The sequence below is a fragment of the Pseudomonas sp. ZT5P21 genome (assembly GCF_054897785.1).
Genome location: NZ_CM142705.1, coordinates 4,518,085 through 4,537,399, shown reverse-complemented (window position 1 = coordinate 4,537,399; position 19,315 = coordinate 4,518,085). Strand labels below are relative to the sequence as shown.

Genomic DNA, 19,315 nt, shown 5'->3' with positions numbered 1-19,315 from the left:
CTATGTTGTATCAGCCATTTCGCGTCAGTTGTTGCGTCTGACGCAACCGCATATGCAACAACGGATAAGGCTGCCCCATGCCGTCATGCTCGGTGCGGCCGATCACCTCGAAGCCCTGTTTGAAGTAGAACCCCAGCGCTTGCGGATTTTGTTCGTTGACGTCCAGTTCATCGGCGTTCAGGTGTTCCATGGCATAACGCAGCAACAATTTTCCGAGGCCCTGGCCGCGATGAGTAGGGTCGATGAAGAGCATTTCGATCTTGCCCGCCGCGACACCGGCGAACCCGGTGATACGTTGGCGCGAGTCTTTGGTGCAGATCAGCATCACCGCGTCGAGGTAACGGGTCAGCACCAGATTCCTCAACAGTTCGATGTAGCTGTCCGGCAGAAAGTCATGGGTGGCGCGCACCGAAGCTTCCCAGATTTGCGTGAGTTCCTGATAGTCACTCTGTTTCGGCGTGTGGATGACCGAATGGTGGCGCATGGCCGGGTGCCCCTTTTTTGATTGGATGATGCGAGTCCTTTCTCCCTCAAAACGATAGACCTAAAAAAGCCCCGCATCTCGTCAAGAGAGCAGGGCTTTTCGTATTTTTTGCGTTTAGATCTGTTCAGCCCACAAGTCGTATTCGTCGGCGTCGGTGACCTTGCACCAGACTTTGTCGCCCGGTTTCAGATTGCTGCCGTTGTCGATGAACACGTTACCGTCGATTTCCGGGGCATCGAAGAAGCAGCGGCCGACGGCGCCTTGCTCGTCGACTTCATCCACCAGCACTTCGATTTCACGGCCAACGCGCATTTGCAGACGCGCCGAACTGATGGCTTGCTGGTGCGCCATGAAGCGGTCCCAACGGTCTTGCTTGACGTCGTCCGGTACGATGTCCAGGTCGAGATCGTTGGCGGGTGCGCCTTCTACCGGCGAATACTGGAAGCAACCCACGCGATCGAGCTGGGCTTCGGTCAGCCAGTTCAGAAGGTACTGGAAGTCTTCTTCGGTTTCGCCGGGGAAGCCGACAATGAAGGTCGAACGGATGATCAGGTCCGGGCAGATCTCGCGCCAGTTCTTGATCCGCGCCAGGGTTTTGTCTTCGAACGCAGGGCGTTTCATCGACTTCAATACTTTCGGGCTGGCGTGCTGGAACGGGATGTCCAGGTACGGCAGGATTTTCCCGGCAGCCATCAGCGGGATCAGCTCGTCGACGTGCGGGTACGGGTAAACGTAGTGCAAACGGACCCAGACGCCGAGGGTGCTCAAGGCTTCGCACAGTTCGGTCATACGGGTTTTCACCGGCATGCCGTTCCAGAAGCCGGTGCGGTATTTCACGTCGACGCCGTAGGCGCTGGTGTCTTGCGAAATCACCAGCAGCTCTTTGACGCCGGCCTTGACCAGGCGCTGGGCCTCGTCGAGCACGTCACCCACCGGACGGCTAACCAGTTTGCCGCGCATCGACGGGATGATGCAGAAGCTGCAGCTGTGGTTGCAGCCTTCGGAAATCTTCAGGTAGGCGTAGTGGCGCGGGGTCAGTTTGATGCCTTGCGGCGGCACCAGGTCGATCAGCGGGTTGTGATCCTTGCGCGGCGGCACGACATCGTGCACGGCGTTGACCACTTGCTCGTACTGCTGCGGACCGGTCACGGCCAGCACGCTCGGGTGCACGTTGCGAATGTTGCCTTCTTCGACGCCCATGCAGCCGGTGACGATGACCTTGCCGTTTTCCTTGATGGCTTCGCCAATCACTTCCAGGGATTCAGCCTTGGCCGAGTCGATGAAGCCGCAAGTGTTGACCACCACGACGTCGGCGTCCTGATAGGTGGACACAACGTCATAACCTTCCATGCGCAGCTGGGTAAGGATGCGCTCGGAGTCGACCAGTGCTTTGGGGCAACCCAGGGATACGAAGCCAACCTTTGGATTGGCCGGCGCAGGAGTGGTGGACATGTCTAACCTCGGTATTTGTGACGCCTCCAGCCGCAAATCGGCAAGGCGACAAACGGGCGCTCTAACGCGCCTCTGATCAAAAAGTGCGCAATTCTAGCGATGGCAGCCGCACTTGACCAGCTTTATGAGGGAAATGCGACGAGTGCTGCGCTATGCTTCGCACCTTTAGGCTTTACCGAATTTATACAGTCAACAAAACGTCTGTAACTGTAGGTAAAACAGCGCATGCTGCGTGGCAAAGCATAGTGCTTCTTCCGAAGAAGTCCGGTCTGGGTAGTAGGAGTGTTGGATGGATCAGGCAAGTAGTCAGGCAACGAGCGCCGGGCATTCGGCGGCGAAGCCGATCGGCATGCTGGTGGCGGCGGTCGGGGTGGTTTATGGCGATATCGGCACGAGCCCGCTGTACACCCTCAAAGAAGTGTTTTCCGGGCACTATGGTGTACAGGTCGACCATGACGGCGTGTTCGGGATACTGGCGCTGATTTTCTGGTCGCTGATCTGGGTCGTTTCAATCAAGTATGTGTTGTTCGTCCTGCGCGCCGACAACCAGGGCGAAGGCGGGATCATGGCGTTGACCGCACTGGCGCGACGGGCAGCTGCGGGGCGCAAGAAATTGCGTACGTTGCTGGTGGTCTGCGGGCTGATCGGCGCGGCGCTGTTTTACGGCGACAGCATGATCACACCGGCGATTTCCGTGCTCTCGGCGATTGAAGGCATCGGCCTGGCGTACGAAGGCATCGACCATTGGGTGGTGCCGCTGTCATTGATCGTGCTGGTAGCACTGTTTTTGATCCAGAGTCACGGCACCGCGCGAATCGGTATTCTGTTCGGGCCGATCATGGTCACCTGGTTTCTGGTCCTGGGCGCTTTGGGCGTCTACGGCATCATGCAGCACCCCGAAGTATTGCAAGCGATGAACCCGGTGTGGGGCGTGCGCTTCTTCATTGTTCACCCTGGCATGGGCGTCGCGATCCTCGGTGCGGTGGTGCTGGCGTTGACCGGTGCCGAAGCGCTGTACGCCGACATGGGCCACTTCGGTCGCAAGCCGATTGCCCGCGCGTGGTTCATCCTCGTGCTGCCGGCATTGGTGCTGAACTACTTCGGCCAGGGCGCATTGCTGCTCGGTGATCCGGAAGCGGCGCGCAACCCGTTCTATCTGTTGGCGCCAAGCTGGGCGTTGATTCCTCTGGTCGGCTTGTCGACCCTGGCCACGGTAATCGCCTCGCAAGCGGTGATCTCAGGTGCGTTCTCCCTGACCCGGCAGGCGATCCAGCTCGGTTACATTCCGCGCATGCACATCCAGCACACCTCCAGTGCCGAGCAGGGCCAGATCTACATCGGCGCGGTAAACTGGGCGCTGATGGTCGGCGTGATCCTGTTGGTGATCGGTTTCGAAACCTCGGGTGCACTGGCGGCGGCCTACGGTGTAGCGGTGACCGGCACGATGCTGATGACCACGATTCTGGTGTCGGCAGTGATGTTGTTGCTGTGGAAATGGCCACCCATCCTTTCGGTGCCTCTATTGCTCGGCTTCCTGGTGGTGGATGGTCTGTATTTCGCCGCCAACGTGCCGAAAATCTTTCAGGGCGGAGCATTCCCGGTGATCGCCGGTATTGCGCTGTTTGTGTTGATGACCACCTGGAAGCGCGGGAAGCAGCTGCTGGTGGAACGCATGGATGAAGGTGGCTTGCCGCTGCCAATTTTCATCAGCAGTATCGCCGTGCAACCGCCGCATCGCGTCCAGGGCACCGCGGTGTTCCTCACCGCACGCCCGGACGCCGTGCCTCACGCGCTGTTGCACAATTTGTTGCATAACCAGGTGCTGCACGAACAAGTTGTGCTGTTGACGGTGGTCTACGAAGACATCCCGCGGGTACCGCCGACCCGGCGCTTCGAGGTCGAATCCCACGGCGAAGGGTTCTTCCGGGTGATCCTGCACTTTGGCTTCATCGACGAGCCGGACGTGCCGCAAGCGCTGAAACTGTGTCATCTCGATGACCTCGACTTCAGTCCAATGCGCACCACCTACTTCCTCAGCCGCGAGACCGTCATCGCTTCCAAACTCGAAGGCATGGCCCGCTGGCGCGAGGCGTTGTTTGCCTTCATGTTGAAGAATGCCAATGGCAATTTGCGGTTCTTCAATTTGCCGCTGAACAGGGTGATTGAGTTGGGTACGCAGGTCGAGATGTAAGCCCCATCAAAAAGCCCCCGTTGCCAATGCGGCAGCGGGGGCTTTTTTGTGGCTGGGCACTTGATTCGAGCTGACGAAGATCCCCTGTAGGAGCGAGCGTGCTCGCGATGGTCGTGAACGATAACGCGTAAAAACAGTTGCCCCGCGGCGCCCTTGAGTTTTTCGCGAGCAAGCTCGCTCCTACAAGGAATCTGTGGCGTCCGTGGGAATTGCGCTCCGGCAGTTATTTTTTAGATTCGGTTCTTGCCGGAGGAGGCCCCTGCAGCACCTTCATCGCATCATCAATCACAGCCTTGCTCATTGCCGTCAAATAATGCGCCGCCCAGATGTGCCGGTCAGTATCTCGGTTAAAGGCAGCCTCTCGGGTCAGGTCCTTGGCAAGGAAAAGAAAGTCAGAGGCTATGGCTAACGCATCGCCGAGGGGAACGTTTCGACTGACACGGAACAGCGCCTGGTTTGAGCAGTAGATGAAGGGGGTGAGGCCGATGGTTTTCAGTTCTGAGGGGGCACGGGTATCTGTTTTGGTCATGGTCGTTCTCCAGCGTCAGAGGAGTCGCCACGTTCGTTCCAAGCGAATGGGTGGCGGCTGTGCGCAGGTTGGAAACCGGGGACCACAAAACCGGCACGCCCGAAGGCGTCCCACGCACAGCTGCCATAACACTAGGTTCGCAGTCGTAAAAAACGTCTGGAATCGTGGTAGAGGTGCCGTTGTGCTGCAATCCGACAGGTTTCCAAGCCCGATCGCTGAATGGTCAGCGACGTCCGAAGAGTAGCCCGTCAAAGAAAAGCGCAACAAGGCATCAAAGTGCCCAAACGCAAGATTCGGAGTTTGCCTACAAGGTTTGTAAGAGTCATCCGAAATTGCGGCGCCGAAGTTAAACAAGCGATTTCACAGATCTAAGGAGCACCGGAGAAACTGTCGTCCCAGCGATAAATCAAATTGATTGTCCACCTGGCCTAGGTTAGCGAGTGTCCGCTGTCCCAGGACAGCGGACACGGTTACATCATTAAGCTTGCTTGTTGCAACCTAGAGAATGTGAAATCCACCGCATGGCCGCGCGAGGAAATTTGCGTTCAAATTTGCATGAATGTGTAGAGAGGTGGATATGGCGCCACTATCAGAGCATCCGGCGATATCTGTGGCTGCGATGGCCTGGGGCTTCAGTGCGAGGCTAGAGGAGATCTCCAGCCGTGCTACTGAACGTCTGGTTATCTTCAAGGATGACCAGCCGGCCGCGGTCATTATCAACATCGAGGCCTATCAGGAGATGCTCGATGAGCTTAAAGTTTTGCGCATCGAAGCGTTGGCCGGGGAACGATTGACCGATTTTGATCAGCGCACGGCAGCCAGCCATGACGCTATGCGGGCACGATATGCCAGGAAAGGCTAAAGGAGCCGTGGAGGGTTTGTGGCGCGACACTGGATCCGAGACCCTGCAAATTCCCTGTGGGAGCGGGCTTGCTCGCGAATACGGACTGACATTCAACATTGATGTCGACTGACCCATCCCTTTCGCGAGCAAGCCCGCTCCCACATTTGAACAGTGATGTCTGCTGGAATGTAAAAGCCCCCGCTACCGTAAGGTAGCGAGGGCTTTTTTGTGGGGGCTGTCTCACATCACTCCTGAGCCGCAGCATCCTTCGCTTGGCGCTTTTTGATCACATCCACTAACAGTCCGGCCAGTTTCGGATAGTTCTCATCGAAGTGATGCCCCCCAGGCAATTTGATCGCTTCGCCCACAGCGGTCTTGTCGGTGCAGCCGCTTTCGTCGATTTCTTCTTCACCGAAGATGCACACCACTTTCTCTGGTGGCAGCTTGGCCATTTCCGGGCCGGTGGCGGCTTCTTTGCCGGCGTTGCCGAGCCAGCCATCGACTTCGATCTCGAAGCTGCCGGTGCGGGCAAAGGCCAGCAGGATGATTGCGTCGACGCGCTGCTGTTCCGATTCGGCAAGGCGGTTGTAGATTGCCGGCAAGACGTCGGCGCCGAATGAGTAGCCGGTGAGGATGAAGCGCTTGGTGCCCCATTTCTGCCGGTAATGCTGCATCAGTTCGGCGAGGTCCAGGGCGCTTTGCTCCGGGCTCTTGTGTTGCCAGTAGTAGCGCAAGGTGTCGACGCCGACTACCGGGTAGCCGAGCTTGGCCATTTCGCCCGCCACATCACGGTCGAGGTCGCGCCAGCCGCCGTCGCCGGAGAGGAAGAGGGTGACGGTGTCCCTGGCCTGACCGGCCGGGACTTCAACCACCGGAATCTGCAGACCGCCAGCGGCTTTGTCGCCGCCGACCAGGAGTTTGCGCAGTTCGTTGTTCAGCACTTGCGGCAGGTTGATGTCGTAGTCGCTGATGCTGGTTTCGGCGTTGGGTTGGTCGCGAACGAACTTGGCGCTGGTGTCGTCCGGGTTGTCGTTCCACGCCACCAGCCAGTGACCGTGGGTGGAGCTTTTCGGCAACAGGTGCGTGCAGCCGGGTTTTTCGAGTGCCAGGTCGACCGATACGGCTTGAGCCTTGTCGTCCTTCTGCTCGGACAACCAGCGCCACGCCAGCACGGCGCCAGGGCCGATGCCGCTGACCAGCGTCGCTGGGCCTTTCAGTTCTCTCAGGCCCGATTGCAGGGCGCGACTTTGCAGCAGGCAGTCTTTTGGCAGGATCACCTGAACAATCTGTGCCGAGCCGGTACGGCTAAGGGTCATCAATTGCTTGTCGCTGAGCTTCTGCTCTTCGGTGACCGCCACCAGCACCTGCGCGCGTGGTGTGTTGCCGGGGGTGACGCGGGTTATCGCGGCGCCGTCGGCCGGTGTCAGCCGTGCGAGGGTCGGCTCCGGCGCCGGGCGCTTGAGGTACCAGAAACCACCACCGAGAATCAGGGCCAGCACTACCAGTGTGGCCAGTACGTACGGCAAGGAGCGTCGAATCATCAGCGTTTCACCAATCCAGTCAAGCCGCCCGCAATCAGGGCGGCAGTGTCGGCCAGCGCGACCAGCGGATCGAGTCCGGCGGGCACGGCCATATAACGGGGTTCCCAGTCAGGCTGGAACTTGTCTTTGAAGCGGCGCAAGCCTTGGAAGTTGTAGAGCTGCTCACCACGGCGGAACACCATCGAGCCCAAGCGCTGAGTCAGTGGTGCACCACGACGGGGTTGCAACCCCGACAGCGGCACCATGCCCAGGCTGAAACGCGCGTATCCATGATTTTTATAATGTTGAATCAGGCCGACCATCATGAATTCCATGGTCAACTTGGGGGCGTCCGGGTGCGCGCGCATGAGGTCGAGGCTGGCCAGGTCATGGCCGTAAGTCTCGAGCAAATTGGCGAATGCCACCGGACGTCCTTCGAAACGAATCACCGCAACGCGGAAATGCTTGAGGTAATCGTCCCTGAAACGGCCGAGGGAAAAGCCTTTCTCGCGCACGTTCTTGCCGGTCAGCCAGGCATCGGAAATCACCTTGAGCTCGTCCATTGGCGCGTGTCCCGGCTCATGGATCTCCAGCGACAGGCCATCGCGGGTGCCACGATTCCAGGTGTAGCGCAGGTCTTTCATCTCTTTGCCCTTGGCTTCGAGATCAAAGCGCTGCAGGTCGACCCGGGCTTCTTCGCCGAGCTTGATCGCGGTCAGGCCGATGTCCATGTAGTACGGCAGGTTCTCGGCACGGACCTGATAGAACACCGGGCGGGCATGGTGAATGTCGCAGAGGTCGCGGAACTGCCAGATCATCTCGGCCCGTTGCTGGGTCGGGCCAATCGGGTCGTACAAGGCCACCAGGCTGCGCCCACGGCGGGCGTACATCAGGAACGCCTCGTCGTTAGGGTGGAAAAGAAGCGCCTTGTCACCGGTGAGGGCCAGTCCTCCGTCTGGTTGCGCGGAGGCCATCAGGATTTTTACCGCGCGGTCCAGCTCATCCGGTGTCGGCAGGTGAATCACCGGGCGCGCCGTTCGCAGCAGCCAGGTCAGTGACACCACCACTAATAGCACGGCGGCGCCTAGCAGCGAGCGCAAGCCACGCGGGGCGTCGGCGTCGAGCGTGAACTGCCACCAGAGTTGATGGCTGTATGGAACGTCCTGATAAGCGAACAACAACAGCCAGATCGACGCACCGAGGACGCACAGGCTCGACACCAGATACAGCGGTGAAAACGGCAGTTCGGTCAAACGGCTCGGGCGATAGAACGAACGTCGGAAGACCCCGAGCAGGCTCGCGGTCAGGGTCATCAGGCAGGCCTCTTCCCAGTCGAAGCCTTTGAGCAGCGAGAGCGCGGCGCCGACCAGCAGCAAAATGGTGGTCAGCATCCAGGCGGCCGACAGGCGCCGGCGCAGCCCTTGAGCCAGCAGCAGGCAGAGCACGCCGACCAGGCTGGCGCCGAAGTGCGAGGCGTCGACCAGCCGATGAGGGATCAGGAAACCGATGTGCTCCAGGCGCGTATCGATTTCCGGGGTCACGCCGGAGAACAGCAACACCACGCCGGACAGGAACACCAGCACCGCCAGAATCGGCGCGGCCAGACCGGAAGCGGCGCGCAACGACTGACGTGTCTGAAACAGGCGCTGGCCTTCGTTGATCAACAGCAGCAGACAGGCCACCAGCAACGGCAGCACCACATAGATCAGACGATAGAGCAGCAGCGCGGCCGCCAGTGGCGCCGCGCCGAGTTGGTCGGCGAAGGCGGCCAGCAGAATCGCTTCAAACACCCCAACGCCACCGGGCACATGACTGAGCACGCCCGCAGCCAACGCCAGCAGATACACCAGCAGGAACGCACCGAAGGGTGGCGCTTCCGGTAGCAACAGATAAAGCACGGTGGCGGCGGCGGCCACATCGAGGGCGGTAATGATCAGTTGCAGGAAGGTCAGACGGCGGCCGGGGAGGCGCAAGGTGCGACGACCGACCTTGACCAGCAGGTTGTCCGCATAAGGCTGCTCCGGAAGGCGTCGGCGATAGATGCCGACGGCCAATACGGTAAACAACAGCAACACCGCAGTAGCAATCGCAGCCAGCAGCATCTGCGATAGTCCCAGAGCGGCGGAGGCGGCAGGCAGGTTGCTGAGTGTGGCGAGGGCAGCCAGCGGGGGCAGGGCGCAACCGAGCGAGAGGCTGGCGAACAGCGTCATGTGAGCGACTTCCGAAGCCCCCAAACCATGACGTGCATATAAACGATAGCGAACCGAGCCCCCGGAGAGCATCGACAGGCCGATGGCATTGCCGATGGCAAATGCTGTGAACCCGCCCAAGGCCAGAATGCGCGGCGCCAGCGTCACGCCGGCATAGCGGCTGGCCGACCATTCATAGCCGAGCAATATGATGAAGCCAACGACGGTCGCCGCCAGTGCGCCCAGCAGTGCCGGTTTTGGCACTTCAAGAATCGAGTCATGCAGAGCGTACAGATCGAGTTCGCTCAGCAAGTGGCGACAGGCAATCAGCGCGATCGCGAACAACAGCAGGGTGACCGCCAGACCGATGGGTTGGCGGTACTTGCTGACCCGATCAAGCAAGCGCAGGCGCTCGGCCTTGATGGGTTGTGTCGCGGTGACGGAGTCTTGCGGATCAGACGAGTTGGCGCGCATCAATCACCTCTTGGATTGTGCGCGACAGGATGGGGGTATCCAGCCAAGTTACCAATCCCTGTAGAAAAAAATAATCACAAATATTAACGCCTCTCACCGATGACCGGCGATGGCATGTCATCCGTCGTAGAGGGTTCTGTCTGCGATCCAGAACGCCTCACTACAGAGTGACAGGTCATTGTTGCGAAAGGACTTTTTCAACAGATACAAAAAAGGCCACTCTTTCGAGTAGCCTTTTTTGATGTTTGGTTGCGGGAGCCGGATTTGAACCGACGACCTTCGGGTTATGAGCCCGACGAGCTACCAGACTGCTCCATCCCGCGTCTGTGTGGCGGCATTCTATAGAGATATGCCGGAGTGTCAACCGTTAATCCGGTGCCGAGGCAAATAAGCGGGATCAGCGGCGAATGGTCGCAGGGGAGGGCATAGGAGCGAGCTTGCTCGCGAAAAACTCAAGACCACAAGGGGTATCAGGTTTCACGCGTTATCGTTCACGACCATCGCGAGCAAGCTCGCTCCTACAGAATTTTTTGGACGCGCACAAAAAAGGCCACTCTTTCGAGTAGCCTTTTTCGATGTTTGGTTGCGGGAGCCGGATTTGAACCGACGACCTTCGGGTTATGAGCCCGACGAGCTACCAGACTGCTCCATCCCGCGTCTGTGTGTCGGCATTCTACAGAGGATCGCCGGGCTGTCAACCTTCAATTCAGATAAAACCTGTTCTGGTTCAATCGCTTAGCTTGAAAAGAAGCCGGTGTAACCGGCTGTGAGTCAGGTGTGGCAAGGCCTGTAGCTCTATCGTCGAATGGCTTTCGATTGACAAAATAAATTAATCGGTACCATTTCCTACCATTGGGAAAGAACATTCGGACTACTGGTGCTATATACAGGTGTCAGTGAGATACTGCGGATCCTGCATTCGTTGAAACCATTTCTTCAACATGAACACCGCTTTTATATGACTCAGCGCAAAATCATCCACGTCGATTGTGACTGCTTCTACGCCGCCATCGAGATGCGTGACGACCCGCGCCTGGCCGGAAAACCCCTGGCGGTAGGCGGGTCGGCGGATCGGCGCGGAGTGATTGCCACGTGCAACTATGAAGCACGGGCGTATGGCGTGCGTTCGGCGATGTCTTCCGGGCACGCCTTGAAGTTGTGCCCGGACCTGACCATCGTCAAGCCGCGCATGGACGCTTATAGAGAGGCGTCGAAGGAAATACACACGATCTTTCGCGATTACACCGACCTGATCGAACCACTTTCCCTCGATGAGGCCTACCTCGACGTGTCGGACTGCGCGCTTTTTGGCGGCAGCGCCACGCGGATTGCCCAGGACATCCGCCGGCGGGTGTCCAATCAGTTGCACATCACGGTCTCGGCCGGCGTTGCGCCGAACAAGTTTCTCGCCAAGATTGCCAGCGACTGGAAGAAGCCCAATGGTTTGTTCGTCATTACACCGGATCAGGTCGAAGACTTTGTCAGCGGTTTGCCCGTCAGCAAGCTGCACGGAGTGGGCAAAGTGACCGCGGACAAACTGGGCAGGCTCGGCATTATCGATTGCTCGCATCTGCGCGAATGGGACAAGTTGGCGCTGGTGCGTGAATTCGGCAGTTTTGGCGAGCGACTCTGGAGCCTGGCCCGTGGGATCGATGAGCGATTGGTGCACAACGACAGTCGGCGGCAGTCGATCAGTGTCGAAAATACCTACGACGTGGATCTGCCGGATCTGGTGAGCTGTCTGGATAAATTACCTGAGTTGCTGGAAACCCTGGCGGGGCGCATGGGGCGAATCGACAGCAGCTATCGGCCAGGCAAGCCGTTCGTCAAAGTGAAATTCCATGACTTCACACAGACCACGCTGGAGCAGGCCGGGGCAGGGCGGGATCTTCAGAGTTATAAGCTGTTGCTGACCCAGGCGTTCAATCGCGGCGGGAAGCCGGTGCGGTTGTTGGGGGTCGGGGTCAGGCTGGAGGATTTGCGCGGCGGGTTTGAGCAGATGGAGTTGTTTGAGCGGTAGGTTGCAGCGAATTTTTTAGGAGCGAGCTTGCTCGCGATGGGCTGTCAGACACATTGCTGTCGGCTGACACACCATCGCGAGCAAGCTCGCTCCTACAACGATTTAATTCGGATTTGGATCGGCAACCAAGCGCCCGGCATCCTTGGTCAACGACTTGAGGAATTCGGTCTGCAGCTCTGGATCGTTACGCGTCAGCTCAATCAGGCTCTGTTCCAGTTCGCTGGCTTCTTCTTCCAGACCCAGCTCCGACAGACGTTTGACCCGGTGTACCCACTGGCTCACTTCGTCGTCTTCGAGGTCTTCGTAAATCAGTCCGTGCGCTTCGAGCAGCTTGCCGCGCAGCGAGCTGCTGACCGCCAGCGAAGAATCGCTGTGCACATCGTCCTGCGAATCGGCGACGCTGATCAGCAGCCGGCTCAGATGGTTGATGTCATGCTCGGCAAACGGGCTGTCCAGCAGGTTGATCCGCAACACACCGTTTTTGTCGGTGCTCAGCTCGAACGTTTCCTTGCCGGCCTTGACCTCCACCGGGCGCTCGCTCCACGGCAGGCTCGAGTATTCCGTGCGTTTGTCGAGCTGGACTTCGTCGATACCCGCGAGGTTCTGTTGCGCACGTCCGTGGGACGGCGCGTTCATGAACGGGTTGAGCCCGGCGATGCCGTAACTGAACCAGTCCTTGGTCACGCTATCTGGCAAGTTGCCGAGGGCGAACACGTTGACCACGTTCGCGCCGACACCGGCCACCACGGCCACCGCGCCCAGCGGGATCTCGTAGACCTCCCGCCAGGGTTGGTAAGGCGTATAGCGATCATAGTGGCGCGTGACCTCGAACTCGGTGACCTCGAAGGTTTTCTGCTCGTGGATTTTCACCCGGCGTTGCGGCAGCTCAAGCACCTTGGGCTCACCGACATCGATCTGCAGGCTGTGATCGAGCAGTTTGCGCTCGACACGTTCCTCGTGCTCGCTGCGTTGCGACATGTGGTTGGCACAGCCGCTGACCAGCAGGGTGCCGCACAGGGCGGCACCACCGAGGCCTAAGGTGTTTCGCTTGAACATGACTTCTCTATCTGGTGTCAGCGGCGGATACGGGCCTGGAGGAAGGACAGCACGTCAGCGACCGGCAGCGCTTGCGCCTCGGGCTCGGTGCGGCTCTTGTATTCCAGATTGCCTTCGGCGAGGCCGCGGTCACTGACCACGATCCGATGAGGAATGCCGATCAGCTCCATGTCCGCGAACTTGATGCCCGGGCTGGTTTTCTTGTCGCGATCGTCCAGCAGCACTTCGAAACCGGCCGCGGTCAGTTCCGCATACAGCTTGTCGGTGGCTTCGCGAACCTGTTCGGTTTCATAGCGCAGTGGCACCAGAGCGATCTGGAATGGAGCCAGTGTGTCGCTCCAGATAATTCCCTTGTCATCGTTGCCTTGTTCGATGGCCGCAGCCACGACGCGGGAAACGCCGATGCCGTAGCAGCCCATTTCCAGAGTGACCGGCTTGCCGTTCTCGCCCAGCACTTCGCACTTCATCGCTTTGCTGTACTTGTTGCCCAGCTGGAAGATGTGCCCGACTTCGATGCCGCGCTTGATTTCCAGGGTGCCTTTGCCGTCAGGGCTAGGGTCGCCAGCCACGACGTTGCGCAAGTCGGCAACGGTCGGAACTGGCAGGTCACGCTCCCAGTTCACGCCGAAGTAGTGCTTGTCGTCGATGTTCGCGCCGATACCGAAGTCGCTCATCAGCTCGACGGAACGGTCGATGATGATCGGCAGCGGCAGGTTCAACGGGCCAAGAGAGCCGGCACCGGCGCCAATTGCGTCACGCAGTTCGCTTTCGGAAGCCATGACCAGCGGGTTGGCAACGCCTGGCTGGTTGGCGGCCTTGATTTCGTTCAGTTCGTGGTCGCCACGGATGATCAGGGCAATCAGCTTGCCTTTCTCTTCAGCGTGAACGACCAGGGTCTTGATGGTCTTTTCAATTGGCAGATTGAATTTTTCCACCAGCGCGGCGATGGTCTTGGTATCTGGCGTGTCGACCAGGCGCAGCTCTTCAGCCGGTGCCGGACGGGAGGTTTCCCGTGGCACGGCTTCGGCTTTCTCGATGTTCGCGGCGTAGTCGGAACCGTTGCTGAAGACGATATCGTCTTCACCGGATTCGGCCAGGACGTGGAACTCGTGGGAGCCGGCGCCGCCGATCGAGCCGTTGTCGGCTTCAACCGGGCGGAACTTCAGGCCCAGACGGGTGAACACGTTGCAGTACGCCTGGTGCATGCGGTCGTAGGTGACCTGCAGCGAAGGCTGGTCGGCGTGAAACGAATAGGCGTCTTTCATGATGAATTCACGGCCGCGCATCAAACCGAAGCGTGGGCGGATTTCGTCACGGAATTTGGTCTGGATCTGATACAGGTTGATTGGCAGCTGTTTGTAGCTGCTCAATTCGTTGCGCATCAGGTCGGTAATCACTTCTTCGTGGGTCGGGCCGGCGCAGAAGTCGCGACCGTGGCGATCCTTGAAACGCAGCAATTCAGGGCCGTATTCTTCCCAGCGACCGGATTCCTGCCACAGCTCAGCCGGTTGAGTACTCGGCATCAACACTTCGAGAGAACCCGCAGCGTTCATTTCTTCACGAACGACGGCTTCGACCTTGCGCATCACTCGCAAGCCCATCGGCAGCCAAGTGTACAGGCCCGAGGCGAGTTTGCGGATCATGCCGGCGCGCAGCATCAGCTGGTGGCTGATCACGACCGCGTCGGAAGGCGTTTCTTTCTGTGTGGCGAGCAAAAATTGACTGGTGCGCATGGTTGGCCGTTGTCGGTTGCTGATGACGAGAAATGACGGAGCATTGTACGGGCGAGATCTGCTGGCGTACAGGCGCGCGGTCGGTGGTGTGGGAGGAGGGCGGGAATCCCACCACCCTCTGCGATGCTTCCTACGATTCTTCCGCGACCTGCGTCGGAACCGGCTCAGACCTTGGTGTCGGACCTTCGCGACGGTTCTCCTGGAACCACTGAAGGGCGATCAACAGCAGCGTCGGAACACCGAGCAGCGCGGTGATCAGGAAGAAATCGTGATAACCGAATTTTTCCACCATGACCCCCGAATAGCCACCGATCAGGCGTGGAAGCAAGAGCATGATCGAGCTGAGCAGGGCGTATTGGGTGGCAGAGAACTTGAGGTTGGTCAGACTCGACAGGTAGGCGACAAACGCCGAGGTCGCCAGGCCTGAGCTGAAGTTGTCGAGGGAAATGGTGCCGATCAGCATGTTCAGGTTGGCGCCCATGTCGGCGAGCATCAGGAATAGCAGGTTGGTCCCCGCTGACATCACGCCGCCGATGAACAGAATCGGCAGGATGCCGAAACGCACGATCAGCAAGCCGCCCATGCCGGCGCCTACCAGCGTCATGATCAGGCCGAAGATTTTGCTGACGCTGGCAATCTGATCCTTGGTGAAGCCCTGGTCGATATAGAAAACGTTAGCCATCACGCCCATGACCGTATCCGACATCCGATACGTAGCGATCAGCCCGAGCAGCAGCAGCGCCTGCCAGCGGTAACGCAGAATGAAGTCGTTGATCGGGGTCAGCACTGGCGCGAGCCCACGGCGACCCATGGCCGAAAGGCACAACGCGGTAAGCGAGGTGTAAAGAATCGCCCGCAGGAGCGCGCGGTCTTCGAGCAGCAGGTCGAGCAGGCTCACGCCGTCGAACAGCACGCTGGCGAAGTCCGTGTTGTAGAGCTGGGTGAACATGGCCGGCACGGAAATCAGCAGCACGATCAGCACGAACACCGACGCCAGCTGATGCACGAAGCTGTAGCGCCCGGCCTGCAGCTGCGTGCGCAACGGCACGGGCGGTTCTCGCATGAACAGCGAGGTAAGCAACGCCGGTACCATCAGAGCGCCGAACAGCAGATAAGTCCCGGCCCATGCCGAATGCTTGTAGTTGAAACCGGTGGAGCCGAAGCCTTCAGCGAAGAACAGCGCGCCGGCAGTGGCCAGCAGCGCCGCGATCCGATAGCCGGACATGTAACTGGCGGCGAGGGCAGCCTGGCGGCTGTCGTCGGCGATTTCCAGGCGATAGGCGTCGACCGCGATGTCTTGCGTCGCCGAGGCGAAGGCAACGACTACGGCGATGGCGATCAGCCAGGAAAGATGCTTTTGCGGGTCGCAGAAACCCATCCCGATCAGGCCGAGGATTACCAGTGCCTGTGAAAGCACCAGCCACGAGCGCCGTCGGCCGAGCTTGCCGAGAAATGGCAGGCGCCATTGGTCGAGCAGCGGCGACCAGACCCATTTAAAGGCGTAGGCCAGGCCGATCAGGCTTGCATAGCCGATGGTTTCGCGAGCCACACCGGCTTCACGCAACCAGACCGAAAGTGTCGAAAACACCAGCATGTAGGGCAGGCCGGCGGCGAAACCAAGCAACAACAGTACAAGTGTTGAAGGGCTGGCATAGGCGGCGAGCGCGGCGCGCCAGGTTTTACGGGGCATGGGCTGAAGTCTGCCTCAAGATTACGGAAACAAAGCGCGCACTCTAACCGCTGTGCTCTACCGGGCGCCAGCCATGGCGCTGAATATCAACTCGATTATTCAGGACACTAATGCCTTCGGAGCGTAATCGCGCGCGTTGCTCATCCCCCGAAGGACTGCCCACAGGCAGGCTGATCCGACCGCCGGCGCCGAGCACGCGGTGCCAGGGCAGTTTGGTGTCGCCGGGCAACTGGCTCAGGGTGCGACCGACCCAGCGCGCCGCGCGGCCGAGTCCTGCCAGCTCGGCCAACTGACCATAGCTCACGACTTTGCCCTCGGGCACCTGCGCCAGGGTCAGATAGAGTGCCGTGCGTCGGATTTGCGCGGCGCTTTCGGTTTCGATGGTCGGGTCGTTCACGAACGGGTTCCTGGAGAGGTTCGCATTACCGTCTGTAGAGTAAATCCTCGATCACCCTCCGAGAAATGAACTCCATGTAAATTGTTGTGTCACTCCATGCTAGGGTCTTATTCCTTCGGATAATGCCGACTTTTTTCGCAAACTTGAGCCTGTATTTGCTTATGGTGTCTAGAACCCTGCTGTGCCTCGCTGTCTTGAGTGCTTCCACGCCCTTGCTCGCCGATACCGTCTGGTTGAAGAACGGTGACAAGCTGAGCGGCAAGATCACGCTGTTCGACGGCGGCAAACTGTTGATTCAGACCGAGTACGCCGGCGCGGTGCCTATCGACTGGAAGCAGGTCAAAACCCTGGAGAGCGATCAGGAGCTGCTGGTCAAACAGGATGCCTACACCGGCGAGAGGGCCAAGTCGCTGCACGCGGCAGACGACGGCAAGGTGACGCTGGAAAATGGCGAGGCACCGAAGACAGTCGAGCTGGCGAGTATCCAGCAGATTCTCAAGCCCAAGCCGGTCGTCGAAGATCTGGTATGGAAAGGGAATATTGATGCGGCGCTCGATTACCAGCGGGCGGAAAAGGATACCGACGATTACGACATCGACTTCAAGACCACTGCGCGCCATGGCAGATGGCGTCATATCGCCGAAGGCGAGTACAACCGCGAATTCCAGGATGACGTGGTCGCCACCGACAACTGGCGGGGCGAATACTCGCTCGACCGATTCCTGACCGAGAAATGGTTCTGGCAGGGTCGCGCGGTCTATAAACGTGACAAGGTTGAAGACCTATCCCGCCAGCGCACCGTCGGTACCGGTCCGGGTTACCAGTTCTGGGATGACGAGCTAGGCGCATTCTCGCTGGGTTCGCTGGTCAACCGCACGGACTACGAGTTCTCCGACGGCAGCAAGGAAAACTTCTATTCCCTGGCGATGAAGTGGGATTACAACCGCTACCTGATCGGCAAGCAGGTGGAGTTCTTCACCAATGGCGAAGTGGGCAAGCCGTTGTCGGGCGTGGCGGAATACGCGCTCGATGCCGAAATGGGCTTGCGCTACAAAGTGACCGAGTGGGCGTCGCTTAACCTTAAGGCCGAACGAGACGTCATCAGTGGTACCGACGATGCCGATCTGGAGAAAACCCGCTACACCGCAGGATTCGGTGTGGCCTGGTAAGACGGACAAAAATCGCAGCCATGGGCTGCGATTTTTTTTGCCTGAAAAACACACAGGCACAAAAAAGCCCCGCTTTTAAGGGCGGGGCTTTTTACTAAAGCAAGTACAAGTTAGATAACTTGAACTTCTTCAGCTTGCATGCCTTTCTGACCGCGGGTAGCGATGAAAGAAACCTGTTGGCCTTCTTTCAGGCTTTTGAAGCCGTCGGATTGGATAGCTTTGAAGTGAACGAACAGGTCGTCACCGGATTGTGGGGTGATGAAGCCGAAGCCTTTTTCATCGTTGAACCACTTAACGGTACCGGTTTGGCGATTAGACATGGTGTAACTCCTTGAACAAAGATAACTGCGACCCAGGAAGAACCCTGGACGAGACTGAGTGCAAAGAGCAGGAAAAATTCTTGTAGATGGTTGGATCGAAATTCAACATATCGTGTAGAGATTCTCAGTGACACAAGCAGCACAGTGGCGCCACCTTAACCCTTTTTCAGGAACGTGCCAATGCTTCTTGCGAAGGTTTCTCTGTTTTCGTGACTGACGGTGCATCTTATTGTGGCAGTGCGCCGGAATTTACGGGGGATCGGCGACAATTGCGCCCCGGACTTTGAACCCGAAGCGCGCGCCCGGTAAGATGCCGGACAGATTTTTTCCACCTCGCTATTCAGGAAACCGCCATGAGCATCAAATCGGACAAGTGGATTCGCCGCATGGCGCAAGAGCACGGCATGATCGAACCTTTCGTCGAGCGCCAGGTGCGCGGTGAAGGCGCTGAGCGAGTGATTTCCTACGGTGTGTCGAGCTACGGCTACGACGTGCGTTGCGCCGATGAATTCAAAGTGTTCACTAACATCAATTCGGCGACCGTTGATCCGAAGAACTTCGACGAGAAGAGTTTCGTCGACGTGAAGAGCGATGTCTGCATCATCCCGCCCAACTCCTTCGCCCTGGCACGTACCGTGGAATTCTTTCGTATTCCGCGCAATGTGCTGACCATTTGCCTGGGTAAAAGCACCTACGCGCGTTGCGGCATTATCGTCAACGTCACGCCGCTTGAGCCTGAGTGGGAAGGCCATGTGACCCTGGAGTTCTCCAACACCACCACGCTGCCGGCGAAAATCTACGCCAACGAAGGCGTGGCGCAGATGTTGTTCTTCGAATCCGACGAAGAGTGTGAAGTGTCCTACAAGGACCGTGGCGGCAAGTATCAGGGTCAACGCGGTGTGACTTTGCCGCGCACCTGATCGATCATCCGACGGGCCGTGGGAATTCTTCGACGGGTAGACACTCTATTGGGTGTACTGCCCGGTTTGCGCACAGCGAACCGGGCCTTTGCTCAGGAGTGCCCTATGAAGATCGATCCGCGAATAAGTGCCGAACTGGCAAGGCTTGAGCCCAATCAGGTTGGCGTTTTGGCCTGGTCCTTGTTGGCACATCCGCCCATCAGCATGGCGGGGGGCATCCCCGGCCAACCTGATCCCGATACCCCCAACGAACAACCCACCGAACCCGGTGAGCCCACGTTACCGGATGAACCGCCTCCCGCACCGGTTGCGTGACTGCGCAGGGTG

16 protein-coding genes and 2 tRNA genes are annotated in these 19,315 nt (G+C 58.8%); 6 read left to right on the top strand and 12 right to left on the bottom strand.

Annotation, left to right across the window (positions count from 1 at the left end; genetic code table 11):
• Positions 1-10 precede the first annotated feature (10 nt).
• Both ACYZT9_RS21075 and rimO read right to left on the bottom strand, forming a co-directional pair.
• On the bottom strand, positions 11-484 hold the full coding sequence (locus ACYZT9_RS21075) for a GNAT family N-acetyltransferase (RefSeq protein WP_462007247.1): 474 nt from the start codon (positions 482-484) through the stop codon (positions 11-13).
• A 114-nt stretch (positions 485-598) separates the two neighbouring features.
• On the bottom strand, positions 599-1,936 hold the full coding sequence (gene rimO / locus ACYZT9_RS21070) for a 30S ribosomal protein S12 methylthiotransferase RimO (RefSeq protein ID WP_214381039.1): 1,338 nt from the start codon (positions 1,934-1,936) through the stop codon (positions 599-601).
• Between the two features lie 289 nt (positions 1,937-2,225).
• Here rimO and ACYZT9_RS21065 point away from each other — a divergent pair, with 289 nt between their 5' ends.
• Positions 2,226-4,127 carry a potassium transporter Kup gene (locus ACYZT9_RS21065; RefSeq protein ID WP_462007246.1) on the top strand — a complete coding sequence of 634 codons (1,902 nt, stop codon included), beginning with the start codon at positions 2,226-2,228 and terminating at the stop codon, positions 4,125-4,127.
• Positions 4,128-4,350: 223 nt separating this feature from the next.
• Here the strand turns inward: ACYZT9_RS21065 and ACYZT9_RS21060 are convergent, their stop codons facing one another.
• On the bottom strand, positions 4,351-4,656 hold the full coding sequence (locus tag ACYZT9_RS21060; RefSeq protein ID WP_462007245.1) for a DUF3077 domain-containing protein: 306 nt from the start codon (positions 4,654-4,656) through the stop codon (positions 4,351-4,353).
• A gap of 577 nt (positions 4,657-5,233) precedes the next feature.
• Here ACYZT9_RS21060 and ACYZT9_RS21055 point away from each other — a divergent pair.
• Positions 5,234-5,518: a type II toxin-antitoxin system Phd/YefM family antitoxin gene (locus ACYZT9_RS21055; protein WP_462007244.1), complete on the top strand. Its 285-nt coding sequence runs from the start codon at positions 5,234-5,236 to the stop codon at positions 5,516-5,518.
• Positions 5,519-5,745: 227 nt separating this feature from the next.
• On the opposite strand, the gene ACYZT9_RS21050 is transcribed toward ACYZT9_RS21055, so the two are convergent.
• From ACYZT9_RS21050 to ACYZT9_RS21035, 4 genes are all read right to left on the bottom strand, one after another.
• Positions 5,746-7,041: a virulence factor family protein gene (locus tag ACYZT9_RS21050; protein ID WP_462007243.1), complete on the bottom strand. Its 1,296-nt coding sequence runs from the start codon at positions 7,039-7,041 to the stop codon at positions 5,746-5,748.
• Positions 7,041-9,683 (bottom strand): bifunctional lysylphosphatidylglycerol flippase/synthetase MprF, encoded by a 2,643-nt coding sequence (mprF, locus tag ACYZT9_RS21045; RefSeq protein ID WP_462007242.1) that lies wholly within the window; start codon positions 9,681-9,683, stop codon positions 7,041-7,043. The genes ACYZT9_RS21050 and mprF overlap by 1 nt, the downstream gene beginning before the upstream one ends.
• 246 nt (positions 9,684-9,929) lie before the next feature.
• Positions 9,930-10,006: transfer RNA gene (locus ACYZT9_RS21040), tRNA-Met, on the bottom strand.
• 257 nt (positions 10,007-10,263) lie between these two features.
• Positions 10,264-10,340 (bottom strand) — tRNA-Met (locus tag ACYZT9_RS21035).
• A 301-nt stretch (positions 10,341-10,641) separates the two neighbouring features.
• Here ACYZT9_RS21035 and dinB point away from each other — a divergent pair.
• A complete protein-coding gene (dinB, locus tag ACYZT9_RS21030; protein WP_462007241.1) occupies positions 10,642-11,703 on the top strand; it encodes a DNA polymerase IV in 1,062 nt (353 codons plus the stop codon).
• Positions 11,704-11,805: 102 nt separating this feature from the next.
• Here dinB and ACYZT9_RS21025 read toward each other — a convergent pair whose 3' ends face one another.
• From ACYZT9_RS21025 to ACYZT9_RS21010, 4 genes are all read right to left on the bottom strand, one after another.
• The gene (locus tag ACYZT9_RS21025) at positions 11,806-12,759 is read right to left on the bottom strand and encodes a hypothetical protein (protein WP_462007240.1); all 954 of its coding nucleotides are present in this window, start codon (positions 12,757-12,759) and stop codon (positions 11,806-11,808) included.
• Positions 12,760-12,776: 17 nt separating this feature from the next.
• A complete protein-coding gene (locus ACYZT9_RS21020; protein ID WP_462007239.1) occupies positions 12,777-14,492 on the bottom strand; it encodes a proline--tRNA ligase in 1,716 nt (571 codons plus the stop codon).
• 130 nt (positions 14,493-14,622) lie between these two features.
• Positions 14,623-16,182, bottom strand: a complete 1,560-nt coding sequence (locus ACYZT9_RS21015) for an AmpG family muropeptide MFS transporter (protein WP_462007238.1) — start codon at positions 16,180-16,182, stop codon at positions 14,623-14,625.
• A 43-nt stretch (positions 16,183-16,225) separates the two neighbouring features.
• Entirely contained in the window at positions 16,226-16,579 is a 354-nt protein-coding gene (locus tag ACYZT9_RS21010; protein WP_462007237.1) for an MGMT family protein, read from the bottom strand.
• 161 nt (positions 16,580-16,740) lie between these two features.
• On the opposite strand from ACYZT9_RS21010, the gene ACYZT9_RS21005 reads away from it, so the two are divergent.
• Positions 16,741-17,748: a DUF481 domain-containing protein gene (locus tag ACYZT9_RS21005; RefSeq protein WP_462007236.1), complete on the top strand. Its 1,008-nt coding sequence runs from the start codon at positions 16,741-16,743 to the stop codon at positions 17,746-17,748.
• A gap of 110 nt (positions 17,749-17,858) precedes the next feature.
• On the opposite strand, the gene ACYZT9_RS21000 is transcribed toward ACYZT9_RS21005, so the two are convergent.
• Positions 17,859-18,068 (bottom strand): cold-shock protein, encoded by a 210-nt coding sequence (locus ACYZT9_RS21000; protein WP_002554837.1) that lies wholly within the window; start codon positions 18,066-18,068, stop codon positions 17,859-17,861.
• A 353-nt stretch (positions 18,069-18,421) separates the two neighbouring features.
• Here ACYZT9_RS21000 and dcd point away from each other — a divergent pair, with 353 nt between their 5' ends.
• Both dcd and ACYZT9_RS20990 read left to right on the top strand, forming a co-directional pair.
• Positions 18,422-18,988: a dCTP deaminase gene (gene dcd, locus ACYZT9_RS20995; protein WP_028622498.1), complete on the top strand. Its 567-nt coding sequence runs from the start codon at positions 18,422-18,424 to the stop codon at positions 18,986-18,988.
• A 105-nt stretch (positions 18,989-19,093) separates the two neighbouring features.
• Positions 19,094-19,303: a hypothetical protein gene (locus tag ACYZT9_RS20990; RefSeq protein WP_017336784.1), complete on the top strand. Its 210-nt coding sequence runs from the start codon at positions 19,094-19,096 to the stop codon at positions 19,301-19,303.
• The last annotated feature ends 12 nt before the right edge of the window (positions 19,304-19,315 follow it).